This window comes from Proteus hauseri (assembly GCF_040139125.1).
GTDB lineage: Bacteria > Pseudomonadota > Gammaproteobacteria > Enterobacterales > Enterobacteriaceae > Proteus > Proteus hauseri_B.
This window is the reverse complement of the sequence record NZ_JBEEUB010000003.1, coordinates 114,254-127,076: the sequence shown is the minus strand read 5'-3', so window position 1 is coordinate 127,076 and position 12,823 is coordinate 114,254. Positions and strand designations below refer to the sequence as shown.

Annotated in this window: 12 protein-coding genes; 10 read left to right on the top strand and 2 right to left on the bottom strand. The window is 37.7% G+C overall.

Features of this window, described 5'->3' with window-relative positions; translation table 11 throughout:
• The 4 genes from ABN099_RS06340 to ABN099_RS06325 all read left to right on the top strand — a co-directional run bounded on the left by ABN099_RS06340 (nt 1) and on the right by ABN099_RS06325 (nt 2,825).
• Nucleotides 1–555, top strand: coding sequence for an elongation factor P hydroxylase (locus ABN099_RS06340; RefSeq protein ID WP_349462827.1), 555 nt, complete (start codon nt 1–3; stop codon nt 553–555).
• Nucleotides 556–709: 154 nt separating this feature from the next.
• Nucleotides 710–982: a YfcL family protein gene (locus tag ABN099_RS06335; protein ID WP_349462826.1), complete on the top strand. Its 273-nt coding sequence runs from the start codon at nt 710–712 to the stop codon at nt 980–982.
• Nucleotides 983–1,309: 327 nt separating this feature from the next.
• Nucleotides 1,310–2,206, top strand: a complete 897-nt coding sequence (locus ABN099_RS06330; RefSeq protein ID WP_349462825.1) for a hypothetical protein — start codon at nt 1,310–1,312, stop codon at nt 2,204–2,206.
• An 88-nt stretch (nt 2,207–2,294) separates the two neighbouring features.
• The gene (locus ABN099_RS06325) at nt 2,295–2,825 is read left to right on the top strand and encodes a GNAT family N-acetyltransferase (protein WP_349462824.1); all 531 of its coding nucleotides are present in this window, start codon (nt 2,295–2,297) and stop codon (nt 2,823–2,825) included.
• Between the two features lie 122 nt (nt 2,826–2,947).
• Here the strand turns inward: ABN099_RS06325 and mnmC are convergent, their stop codons facing one another.
• Nucleotides 2,948–5,008 carry a bifunctional tRNA (5-methylaminomethyl-2-thiouridine)(34)-methyltransferase MnmD/FAD-dependent 5-carboxymethylaminomethyl-2-thiouridine(34) oxidoreductase MnmC gene (mnmC, locus tag ABN099_RS06320; protein ID WP_349462823.1) on the bottom strand — a complete coding sequence of 687 codons (2,061 nt, stop codon included), beginning with the start codon at nt 5,006–5,008 and terminating at the stop codon, nt 2,948–2,950.
• A gap of 205 nt (nt 5,009–5,213) precedes the next feature.
• On the opposite strand from mnmC, the gene fabB reads away from it, so the two are divergent.
• Entirely contained in the window at nt 5,214–6,425 is a 1,212-nt protein-coding gene (fabB, locus tag ABN099_RS06315) for a beta-ketoacyl-ACP synthase I (RefSeq protein ID WP_349462822.1), read from the top strand.
• Between the two features lie 561 nt (nt 6,426–6,986).
• Here the strand turns inward: fabB and ABN099_RS06310 are convergent.
• Nucleotides 6,987–7,907, bottom strand: a complete 921-nt coding sequence (locus ABN099_RS06310; RefSeq protein ID WP_349462821.1) for a DMT family transporter — start codon at nt 7,905–7,907, stop codon at nt 6,987–6,989.
• Nucleotides 7,908–8,028: 121 nt separating this feature from the next.
• Between ABN099_RS06310 and ABN099_RS06305 the strand changes: the two genes are divergently transcribed.
• The 5 genes from ABN099_RS06305 (at nt 8,029) to ABN099_RS06285 (ending at nt 12,728) form a co-directional block, all read left to right on the top strand.
• A complete protein-coding gene (locus ABN099_RS06305; protein WP_349462820.1) occupies nt 8,029–8,808 on the top strand; it encodes an AraC family transcriptional regulator in 780 nt (259 codons plus the stop codon).
• 150 nt (nt 8,809–8,958) lie between these two features.
• Nucleotides 8,959–10,086: a 4-phosphoerythronate dehydrogenase PdxB gene (gene pdxB, locus ABN099_RS06300; protein WP_349462819.1), complete on the top strand. Its 1,128-nt coding sequence runs from the start codon at nt 8,959–8,961 to the stop codon at nt 10,084–10,086.
• Nucleotides 10,087–10,131: 45 nt separating this feature from the next.
• Entirely contained in the window at nt 10,132–11,142 is a 1,011-nt protein-coding gene (locus ABN099_RS06295; RefSeq protein WP_349462818.1) for an aspartate-semialdehyde dehydrogenase, read from the top strand.
• Nucleotides 11,142–11,987 (top strand): tRNA pseudouridine(38-40) synthase TruA, encoded by an 846-nt coding sequence (truA, locus tag ABN099_RS06290; protein WP_349462817.1) that lies wholly within the window; start codon nt 11,142–11,144, stop codon nt 11,985–11,987. The genes ABN099_RS06295 and truA overlap by 1 nt, the downstream gene beginning before the upstream one ends.
• 39 nt (nt 11,988–12,026) lie before the next feature.
• On the top strand, nt 12,027–12,728 hold the full coding sequence (locus tag ABN099_RS06285; RefSeq protein WP_349462816.1) for a DedA family protein: 702 nt from the start codon (nt 12,027–12,029) through the stop codon (nt 12,726–12,728).
• Nucleotides 12,729–12,823 lie beyond the last annotated feature (95 nt).

Below are 12,823 nucleotides of genomic sequence, written 5' to 3'. Positions count from 1 at the left end.
ATGTCAGAACATCATTATCAGCAGTTAATTGATATATTTAATCAATGCTTTAGCGATAGCTATCAAACCCGTTTAGTTAAAGGGGATGATGAACCTATATATTTACCAGTAAGTGAAGCGTCTCCTTATCACCAAGTTGTCTTTGCGCATGGTTTCTATGCAAGCGCATTACACGAAATATCTCACTGGTGTATCGCAGGAAAAGAGCGCCGCCAGCAAATTGATTATGGTTATTGGTATTGCCCTGATGGGAGAGATGCTGAGACTCAAGGGCAATTTGAAGTTGTTGAAATAAAACCTCAAGCATTAGATTGGTTATTTTGCCAAGCCGCAGGTTATCCTTTTAATGTCAGTTGTGACAACTTAGAGGGCGATTTTGAGCCTGACCGCTATGAGTTTAGAAACAAAGTAAGAGAGCAAGTTCTTAGCTATTTAGGTGAGAAAAACATCCCACCTCGCGCACAGCTATTTATTAATGCGTTACATTTGTTTTACAATACGCCAGAATTAACTGAAGCGCAGTTCCCTTATCAGGACAATCCTTTAGTTGTTTAAGGGTATTGAGTGAGTTATTAGCCAATATCCATTGCGAAGGTTTTGCCCAAAGTAGGGCGGAGTCTGAGGTAATAAGGTTGCTGTCTCACTCTTATTGATATTAAAAATTAGATAAGAGTCTGTATGTGGCAACATTATATATTGAGGATAAATAATGCTTTCTGAGTATGAAACGTACTTATTAGACCAAATAGACAGTCGTGTTGAACATGCTACTGATGATGAATTATTTGCAGGTGGATACCTACAAGGTCACATTACATTAGCAGTGGCTGAGTTAGAACAAGAAAACAACATGCAGTTAGAAGCGCTGAGAGTGCGTGTAGAAGAGAGTATTGAAAAGGCAATTAAGGCTGGTGAGCTTTCTCCTCCTGATCAGGCTTTAGTTATATCTACATGGCGTGATTTAGTTAATTCAATTAATTAATTTAAGCTATCTATTCCAAAGAGCAGCCGGCATCGTTCGGTTGTTTTTCTTTCTTAAGTGTATATTAAAAATTCCATTACTTAACTCATATTTAGGACATTTGATGTTGAAATGGATGATTTTTTAGACAAAAATTGATCCTTACTATTTATCAATTGTTTTTATTTGATTTTTCAAAGTCTATGTATCTCTAAATGATTGAGCATATTAATGCTATCTTTTGTAACGCCTTGCCATTTCTGCAAAATTACTTTTAAATGTTTTTAGGAATGTTTCTCGGGATGCAAATGATTTGCATAGAATATTTATGATAAGGATAACGATACGATGAAAAATTTCTTTAAGGTAGGCTTACTAACAAGTGCGGTATTTATTTTATCAGCTTGCGACCAATTCGATTTAGATAGTAAAAAGAATAAATTTTATTACAGTAATCCTAGTGAAAATTTGATTAGTTTTAGTGTTGATGGCAAAAATTATCAACTAGAACCGGGTAAAAATGGGTATTTAACGCTGGAACCTGGTGAGCATAGTTTACAAGATAGTGCCGGAAATAAATCCACATTTATGGTTTATGAAAATAATAACGGTGGAATATTAAATCCTGATAATTTTATGTACTATCGATTATCTGAAGTTTATGCCGTCAAAGGGCAAGCAGATAAATTTAAACCAACCGAATATAAAGTAGTTATCAATGGTTATCAGTTAGAGTTACCACTACAAAGTACTAATGCAACATTGATTGATGGTAATATTTTTGAATGTACCTATGCATTAGGCGAAGCTTTTCCAGCTGAGATTAGAAGCCGTAACAGAAATAACGACGGCAATATAAAAAGTAAATGTTTTGATAAACCTGAAATTGTTAACTATTTTCTTACTGACTATAGTGAAAATTTACAGCCTCAATCTAAAGAAGATGAATACAGCGACTCGGTAAATATCAACATGGATTATACCTTACCGTTACCCGAATTTACTGATCCCGATATTCAGGCTGAGGCGGAAAATTTAACGGCACTGTTAAATCAAATCAATGAAAGTAGCGATCCTAAAATTCATGAAAAATTAAAAGAAAAGCTTCATGAAAGTATAATTAATCTATCTAAAGCTTATGGTGATAGGGTCGAAAAATCATCGGTTGAAGATAATAAATACTACAATCAATTTATAGAAGAGAGTACGGTGTTTCAATCTTATGGTATTTTACCTAAAGAATAACATGAGTTGCTTTAGCTATTTATTTTATAAGCCATCCAATAGGATGGCTTTTTAAATAGAGTAAAATAGCGATTACTGGAAAATAATAATGAAAAATAAACAAGTTAAATTACGCCAAACACAAATTGATGATGCAATTAAATTGCCTGAAATAGAGCGTTCAGCAGGACAGCTATTTGCCACATTAGACGATTTAAGTTGGATTAGTGAACATGGCGTACAGGGTGTTGAAAATCACTTGAAATTTATTGAAAAACAAGCTCATTGGGTTGCTGTTGATGCACATAACGAGCCCGTTGGTTTTATTATGACGCAAGACTTGCCTGAAAGTCTGTTTATTCATGAGTTATCTGTCAGTGAAGCATGGCAAAACCAAGGTATTGGTAAACTATTAATTCAAAAAGTGATTAATAAAGCGATAGAAAATCAATTCTCTGCTGTTACTCTGACAACATTTCGTCATGTACCTTGGAATGAACCTTTTTATCAGCGACTAGGTTTTGTTATTTTGCCAAATAACGAGATCCCTGCATCATTACAAGCGATTTTAACACATGAAGTAACCCGCGGTGGTTTTGCAGCAGAAACGCGTTGTGCGATGCGATATGAAATTAAATAAAAAGCCTTCGGTTAACATGACTCAAGCAAGCAAGGTCGGTTGCTTGCTTATTGCATTACTATCTCTACTCTATTTTCTACCTCTAGCTGTAAAAATACGCCTATGAAATATTAATCCTGAAACTAGATATTCTGCTGTTTTACCTCAATAGGTTTTCCACGTAGTAACGGTCTTACCCAAAAGCGATTAGGGTGTAATGCGTGTAAGACGTCATCTTCAACAGGAAATGGTTCATCAAAAATTTGGCTCGCTAATATTTCAGCAGATAAAGGCGCTGAACATAAACCTCGTGAACCTAATGCACTAAAAACATAGAGTTGATGAAATGCTGGAGCCAATGAAGGTGTTTTTTTTCTACGTTTAAATCTATCTAGATGCTTATATTCTACAATTAATCGATCAAAGTCAGGGACTTCACCTAATAACGGAAGATGATCTCTAATCGTACAACGAATACCCACGCGAGCCTGATTTTGGCTGAAATCAACCTCTTGAGTCCATTTGGCTTGTGCTAAACAGTGAGTAAGATGCCACTGATTATCTTCTTGTTCTTGACGTGAAACCTCTAAATCTAATTTATCACGACGAAAACTAGCCCCGACACAATGCAAATTATCTTGTTTATCGACCGGAGTAAAATAGCCGTCGTAACATAATACGGTGTTGAGTTTTGATAAGTTTTCTGTGGTTGGAATATGACTGACTTGACCGCGTACTGCACTAATAGGGAATTTCGCACTTTGGCTAAAATCAGTGATGTGCTGGCCATTGGCTAAAATAATACAATTATGCTGAGCGAAATAGTGTGAATGCTCATCATTATGTTTATGGCTAATAGTTAAATTCCAACCACTATCGTGTTCTTCTATTTGAGTTACTTGTTGGTTAAATAAGAGCGTCGCGCCGCGTTGTTGTGCAAGCTGTAGTGCACTAATGGTTAATTCCGTTGGTGAAAGCCAACCTGCTTGGGGATAAAAAAGCCCATCGCAATTGATATCAAGTCCACATAATCTATTTATCTCTTCTTTTGAAAGATAACGTGCAAGATGAGTAAAAGGCAGGGAGTGGTTGATTATACGTTCAGCTTTTTTACGGACTCTATCGCTATAAATAATTTGAGCAACCCCTGACCATTGGTGGGAAAACGCTACGCCAGCTTGATTTAATTGTTTGTAATAGCGGTGAGAAAAGAGAAAGGCTTGAGTGAAAAATTGCTCTAACTCATCTGATTTACCATTAAGTAATGGATATAAAACACCTTGCCGATTGCCTGATGCATTGGTTGCAGGTTGTGCATCTTTACAATAAACAGTGACCTTAGCGCCTCTTCTTAAACAAGAAAGCGCCATTAAAGCACTTGCTATACCACCACCAATAATAGCGATATCTTTGTGCTCAGTAGCGCTTGGACGTGCATAGTAAGGAATAAATTCAGTTGAAGGTTGATGAGGAAACACACCGGTGAGCATCTCTTTTTTCTCACCAAATCCTTTTACTTTTTTGATTTCAAAACCGACATTTTGTAACCCGCGTCTTACCAAACCAGCAACGGTAAATGTGGCGAAAGTGCCATTTTCTCGCATTGAGTCAGCCATTGCTTGAAATAGGGTATTACTCCACATTTGTGGATTTTTAGAAGGCGCAAAACCATCAAGAAACCAAGCATCAATTTTATTGTGCAGTGTTTGGCGAGTTTGAGGTAGGAGTGTATTGATATCGCCAAACCATAAATCAAGAGTAATCGCACCACCCGCAAGAATAATACGATGGCAGCCAGCAATAGGTTCTGGCCATAAAGAGCACAACTCTTGAGAATATTTTTCAAGCTCATGCCAGTGATTATGAGCGGAATGTAAATCGTCTTTGGTGAGTGGGAATTTTTCAAAACTGACATAATGTAAGCGTTGTAATTTTGCACTGGGTGTTGTTTGACGAAACTGCTCAAATGCTTGCCAAAGTGTAAGAAAATTCAGTCCTGTGCCAAAACCCGTTTCTGCAATAACGCATTCAGAGCGTACATGTGTACCAAAACGTAATGGAAAATGATTTCCTTGTAAGAACACATGTCGAGTTTCTTCTAGCCCATCTTGGTTTGAAAAGTAAATATCACCAAACTGTTCAGAGATAGGGGTACCTAGTTCATTCCAACTAAGGGATGCGGTATTAATAGGAGTGTTTTTCACGGAACTGCCTGTATTTCTCGAAAAAATTATTAGGTATCTTAGCGCTGTTCTATAGGTTGTTCCAGCCGTTAACACCCTGACTATTTTTCTCGTTATCTTTATTTTTGTAAAAAAGCCCCTGATCGGACTTGTTCAGCGTACAAGTGTACGCTAAAGTGCTAGTCAGAAATCCCGCAGCTACAACTATTATTGTAAAGAGGTATAAATGAAGCGCGCAGTGATCACGGGTCTGGGTATTGTTTCGAGCATTGGTAATAACCAGAAAGAAGTGCTGGATTCTTTAAAAGAAGGTCGTTCCGGGATAACTTTCTCCGAAGAATTTAAAGAGATGGGGCTTCGTAGCCACATTTGGGGCAACGTTAAGCTTGATACTGAAGGTCTTATCGACCGTAAAATCCGCCGTTTTATGAGCGACGCATCAGTTTATGCCTATTTATCTATGCAAGAAGCGATAGCAGACTCAGGTTTAAGTGAAGACCAAGTTTCTAATATTCGTTCTGGCTTAGTCGTAGGCTCTGGTGGTGGTTCTCCACGTAACCAAGTGTTAGGTTCTGATGGCATGAGAGCTAAAGGTCTACGTGGTGTAGGTCCTTATATGGTAACTCGTGCAATGGCATCAGGCGTTTCTGCTTGTTTAGCAACACCGTTTAAAATTAAAGGTGTTAACTATTCAATTAGCTCAGCATGTTCAACTTCAGCGCACTGTATTGGTCATGCGGTTGAACTTATCCAATTAGGCAAACAAGATGTTGTTTTTGCTGGTGGTGGTGAAGAGTTAAGCTGGGAAATGACCTGTGAGTTTGACGCAATGGGCGCACTCTCAACGAAATATAACGACACACCTGCTAAAGCTTCTCGTACATACGATAAAAACCGTGACGGTTTTGTTATCGCAGGCGGTGGCGGTATTGTTGTGGTTGAAGAGTTAGAACATGCATTAGCACGTGGTGCACATATTTATGCTGAAATTGTCGGCTATGGTGCAACTTCAGATGGTGCTGACATGGTTGCACCTTCAGGTGAAGGCGCCGTGCGTTGTATGCAAATGGCGATGCAAGACATTGACCATGTTGACTATATCAACACTCATGGTACATCAACACCCGTTGGCGACTTAAAAGAGCTTGAAGCAATAGCGGAAGTCTTTGGGACTAAAACCCCAGCAATTTCTGCAACAAAAGCAATGACAGGTCACTCATTAGGTGCCGCAGGTGTTCATGAAGCTATTTATAGTTTACTGATGCTAGAGCATGGCTTTATTGCACCAAGTATTAATATTGAAGACCTTGACGATAAAGCTAACGGTATGAATATTATTACTAAACCAACAGAGCAGAAACTTGAAACAGTAATGTCGAACAGCTTCGGTTTTGGTGGTACTAATGCTTCATTAGTAATGAGTAAATATAAGAACTAGTTAATAATACTTATATTAAATATTAGAAAAGCAGACTTTATTTTATAAAGCCTGCTTTTTTTTATTCTAACTAGTAAAATAATTTAATTCGATAGTCTGAATAAGTAAGTTTTCAAATAAAAACTATTAGAAAACGACTATTTAAAGTGGGGAAAAATAATAACACAGATAATTACTTGGTTTATTATTCTAAATTAATAGACAAAATGAGAAAATCACCATTTATACTTATATAAATAATAAAATATTCTTTCTTATTCAATCGTTTAATTTAGTTTTAATAATAATAACGAAATGTATTATTTTATATGTAGTTAGGTTAACGAGATTATCAATAACTGAAGTATTGAGCATTAAAAATTGATCTGGGTTATTTTATATTAATAAAATAGAAGCTATTTAATATAAAAGTTGATAGTGTCTGTCCCCGGATACTTGTATTACTTTTATATTTTATACTTTGGTTCTAATGTTAGTTTAGCACTATCTAAACTAACATTATGAAATGACCGGCTAATCACTTAGCCGGCATTTTTTTATTATTGTCTTTTTGACATTGACTCACATTTCCTGATGACAATCTGCTTTTTTATTTGCAGGCTGGCGTCGGAAATTCAGCGGTGTTCGTAGCTGTTGAACTAAAATCACACCAAGTAACACTATCCCTCCTCCTACTAAATGATAACTATGCATCTCTTCTCCCAAAAAGCTGATAGCAATCATTGCTGTAAACAGAGGCATTAAATTCATAAATATTGAGGTAGTATTAGCTCCCAACTTCATTACACCTAAAATCCACAAATAAGGTGCAAGAATGGATGCACCAATACCCGCAAATGCAACTAGCCAGATATTGTCTTTTGTTAAAGCAACACTCTCAGCAAGTAAAAAGTTTGGCAATAATAACAGAACACCAAAGGCAATTTGAACATAAAGTGATTGCCAACTTGGTAATGGAATAGACCAACGTTTTGTTAATACACCATAAAGAGCATAAGAAGCAGAGGCAATAAACATCATTAATTCGCCATAACCCAACCCTTGTGAAAGCAAGTGAGAAGGTTCTCCTCGGCTAATTAACCAGACTAAACCACCAATAGAAAGCAATGTACCTAGTAAAATTCCGACGGTTGGAATAATACGTAATACAAAAATACTAATTACAACGGTGAGCAGAGGAATAAGTGAATTCAATATTCCCATAAAAGTTGCACTAACATAATGAGCGGCATAATAAGCAAGGCTTTGGTACATTACCATTCCCAATGCACCCAAAATAAATAGTTTCCACCAATACTGTTTTATCGCTTTACGATGGTGCCAAACGGGCATAATGAGAAAAGGCGTCATTATTAAGAAGGCGAGAAACCAGCGATAAAAAGAGATAGCCGCCGGATCAATAACAGAAGCTGCTGCTTTATTCACAACCGCATTAATAGACCAAATCAGTACCGCTAACAGCGGAAAAATCGCATTTTTCATTATTCTCACATCTATTTTTAAACCAGATGACTATTGTATGCTTGTCTGATTAGATATATATAATGAAAATCAGACAACAGATAAGCCAATAAAGACAACATAGCAGGAGAACAACATAAAGATGACAATTGAACAACAGATCCAATGGTTACTTTCTGATCCTGATACGGTTCGATTTCGTGACGAGCAATTATTGGCTGAAACAGAATTTCATTATCATCAACATGATTTTGGACAGTTACTCTATGTTGTTTCTGGTGTGATGGATCTTGAAGCAGGGGGGCAGCGCTTTTTAGCACCACCTGAATTTAGTGTTTGGATCCCTGAAAAAGTCGGTCATGCAAGTTATAATAAAAAAACATTATCTTTTAAAGTGTTAGATGTTTCTCCTGCGTGGTCTAAAGAGCTGCTAGATAAGCCTTGTTTAATTCAATTAAGCCCCATTTTTTCGACTATTTTTTCTGATTTCTTCCACCGAGGTGTGTGTAAACCTCATACCGAAGAAGATTTTCGCTTAGCTCAGGTGCTTATTGATCAATTAAAAGTCTCTCCTGTACATCATACTTATCTCCCTTCTTCAAAAGATAAATTATTAGCACCAATATTAGCTGCATTAGAACAAGAACCCGCGAATAACACCTCATTAGAGCAGTGGGCTAAAAAACGCTATACCTCAGAAAGAACGCTTTCACGCCGTTGCCAGCAGGAATTAGGGATGTCATTTAGTGAATGGCGTAAGCGTTTAAGGTTTTTACATGCAATATCATTATTAGAGCAGGGAAAAAGTGTTAATGAGATAGCTTTTGATATTGGCTACAGTTCATCTTCTTCATTTATTGCTATGTTTCAACAATTTGCAGGAACAACGCCAGAGCGTTTTCGGCGATTACCCAATTGTTAATTGTTCTTTTCATATATTTACTTAAAAAATTGGCATATCTTGTCGCCAATAATAGGCTTTACATTCAATAAGTGGCAAAATAGACCGCTTAATTTTATTTTTTGTACATATTGTTTACACACATAAATATCAAATCAGTGAGATAAAACCGTGAAAATTCTGGTTGATGAAAACATGCCTTATGCGGAACAACTCTTTCGCCAATTAGGTGAAGTAAAAGCGGTTCCCGGTCGTCCTTTACCTACCGATGAACTGAATGACACCGATGCGTTAATGGTGAGATCAATTACTAAAGTCAATGAATCTCTATTATCAGGCAAGCCAGTTAAATTTGTTGGAACTGCAACGGCGGGCTTTGATCATGTCGATTTAGCCTGGTTAGAACAACAAAAAATTGGTTTTTCATCAGCTCCAGGTTGTAATGCTATCGCTGTTGTTGAATATGTTTTTTCTGCATTAATGGCTCTTGCAGAGCAAGACGATTTTCAATTAACCGATAAAACAGTGGGTATTATTGGTGTCGGTAATGTGGGTGGTCGATTAGCAACGCGGCTGCGTGCACTTGGTGTTAATGTGCTGCTTTGTGATCCACCAAGAGCAGATAACGGTGATGATGAAATATTTCATCCACTAGAAAAATTACTTAAAGAAGCGGATATTCTTACTTTCCATACACCTCTTAATAAATCGGGTCCTTACAACAGTTATCATTTAATTAATGAGAGCAACCTCGACAAATTATCAGAAGGGTGCATTTTAGTTAATGCAAGTCGTGGTGAAGTTATTGATAATAAAGCGCTACTTTGCGCACTTGAACGCGGTAAAGCATTACGCGTGGTGTTGGATGTTTGGGAACCCGAACCTGATCTCTCTTTAGCGTTACTTGATAAAGTCGATATTGCGACACCTCATATTGCTGGCTATACCTTAGAAGGTAAGGCTAGAGGTACAACACAAGTTTATGAAGCTTACTGTGATTTTATTGGTCAACCACAACATGTTGAACTATCAACATTATTGCCAGCACCAATAATCTCAACAATTTCTGTACAAGGTGAGTTAACGCAAACATTACTCAAACAACTTATTCACCTTGTTTATGATGTACGCCGTGATGATGCACCATTACGCCAAGTTGCAGGTATAAAAGGCGAATTTGATAAACTGCGCAAGTTTTATCCTGTACGCCGTGAATGGTCTTCATTACAGGTTATTTGTGATAACAAAGCGACGGCTAGCATACTTAATGCCATCGGTTTTAATGCAAAACACCAGTAAACGGCGACATCATTTTTAAAATTTTATTGTATTGGAGGATATCTCATGGGAGACGGTTGGAATATTGCGCTAGTTGGTGCAACGGGCTCAGTTGGTGAAGCCATTATTGAACTTTTACAAGAACGTGAATTTCCGATAGGTGAATTTACTGCTATTGCTAGTGAAGACAGCATCGGAAAAGTATTACGAGTAAATGGTAAAAGTGTTTCCGTACAAGGTATTCATAATATTGAGTGGTCTGATATTCAATTAGCATTCTTTGCAGCGCCCGTTGAAATTAGTGCGCAATATGCTCAGCAAGCGGCTGATTCTGGGTGTATTGTTATTGATTGCAGTGGCTTATTTGCCTTGGACTGGGACGTGCCTCTTGTTGTTCCTGGCGTTAACACCTCAATGCTAGGAGAGTACCGCACTCGTAATATCGTCGCTGTTGCTGATAGCATGGTGTGTCAATTACTGCGTGCAATTAATCCATTAACAGAATCTGCTGGTTTGACTCGTCTTAATGTAACCAATTTAATGTCAGTTTCTCGTTTTGGCAAACAAGCTGTTGATGAGCTAGCAGGGCAAAGTGCCCGCTTATTAAATGGTATTCCACCTGAGTTAAGTCGTTTTAATAAACAACTGGCATTTAATATTTTACCGTTACTAGTTGATAACGAAGGCTCTATTAAAGAAGAGCGTTTAATGGTCGATCAAATTCGTAAAGTATTACAAGATGAAGGTTTACCTATTTCTATTACGTCATTACAAGCGCCCGTTTTCTATGGTAATGCACAAGCTGTTCAGTTAGAAACTACCCGTCCAATGGGCAGTGATGAAGCGCGTGAAACGTTACAAGAGAGTGAAGACTTAAATATTAGTGACGAAAATGATTTTCCAACCCAAGTGACGGATGCATCTGGAAATGTAAGCTTAAATTTAGGCTGTTTCCGTAATGATTATGGTGTACCTGAAGCACTGCAATTTTGGTCAGTTGCTGATAACGTGCGCTTTGGTGGTGCATTAATGGCAGTAGAAATTGCAGAAAAATTAATGCAGGAGCAGTTTTACTAATGAACGCTGAAGTAACAGCAGCGCCTGTTATCAATACGCAAGTAACACCTCTAAAGCTTGCTTTAGAGGTGGAGTATGACGGTAGTCATTATTATGGCTGGCAACGGCAAAACGAAGTGCGTAGTGTGCAAGAACGGTTAGAAAAGGCGCTTTCTCAAGTCGCAAATGAACCAATAACCGTTTTTTGTGCAGGTCGAACGGACGCTGGCGTCCATGCAACAGGGCAAGTTGTCCATTTTGAAACTACGGCTCATCGTAAAGATGCAGCATGGACAATGGGCGTTAATACCCATTTACCCAGCGATATAGCCGTTCGTTGGGTAAAAAATGTTTCTGATGATTTTCATGCGCGCTTTAGTGCAACGGCTCGACGTTATCGCTATGTGATTTTTAATCATCGTTATCGCCCCGCAATATTATCAGCAGGTGTTACACATTTTCATTATCCATTAGATGAACGACGTATGCATCAGGCTGCGCAATGTCTATTAGGCGAAAACGACTTCACTTCATTTCGAGCAGTACAGTGTCAGTCGCGTACACCATGGCGTAATGTGATGCATGTTAATGTCTCTCGTTATGGCGATTATGTGGTGGTAGATATCAAAGCTAACGCATTTGTGCATCATATGGTGAGAAACATTGTAGGGAGTTTACTGGAAATTGGTTGCGGTAATCAGGACATCACTTGGATGGCTGAGTTATTGGCATTAAAAGACAGAACTAAAGCCGCAGCAACAGCGAAAGCAAATGGGCTGTATTTAGTTGCCGTGGATTATCCTGACAATTTTGAGTTACCAAAACCTGCAATGGGACCGCTATTTTTAGCAGATAACCCATTTTAAATGTTTTAATAATAGAGCAGCCCCGATTTCTGAGGATTTATGGAATTATTAACGCAATTTGTTGATCTAATAAAATTTTTAATTGATTTTATTTTACATATCGATGCGCATTTAGCAGAGTTAGTTGCACAATATGGCACTTGGGTTTATGCCATTTTATTCCTGATTGTTTTTTGTGAAACAGGATTAGTGGTCACACCTTTCTTACCCGGTGATTCATTGTTGTTTGTTGCAGGGGCGCTTGCATCACTGGATACCAATGATGTGAATGTACATATTATTGTGGTGTTATTGCTTTGTGCGGCAATTTTAGGTGATGCAGTTAACTACTCAATTGGGCGGCTATTTGGTGAAAAACTATTTAGTAAGCCTAATTCTCGTATTTTCCGCCGTGAATATTTAGATAAAACACATGCTTTTTATGAAAAACATGGTGGTAAAGCAATAATTTTGGCAAGATTTGTGCCGATTATCCGAACCTTTGCACCATTCGTTGCAGGAATGGGTAAAATGTCTTATCGTCATTTTGCCTTTTATAATGTAACAGGGGCAATTGCATGGGTACTGCTATTTACTTATGCAGGATACTTTTTTGGTGACTTAGATATAGTTCAAAAGAACTTAAAATTGCTAATTGTTGCCATTATTGTTATTTCTATTTTACCGGGCGTTATTGAAATCATACGCCATCGCAGAGCGAGCGCAAAAGCGAAAAAAGAAAATGATAGCAAAGAGGTTTGAGCAGTTATCATTAGTTTTTGCCGTAGAATAGCCATAATAAAGAGATGCGCTGAAAATCAGTAAGCGGTATCATCGTAAACTTTGCTAACCACACA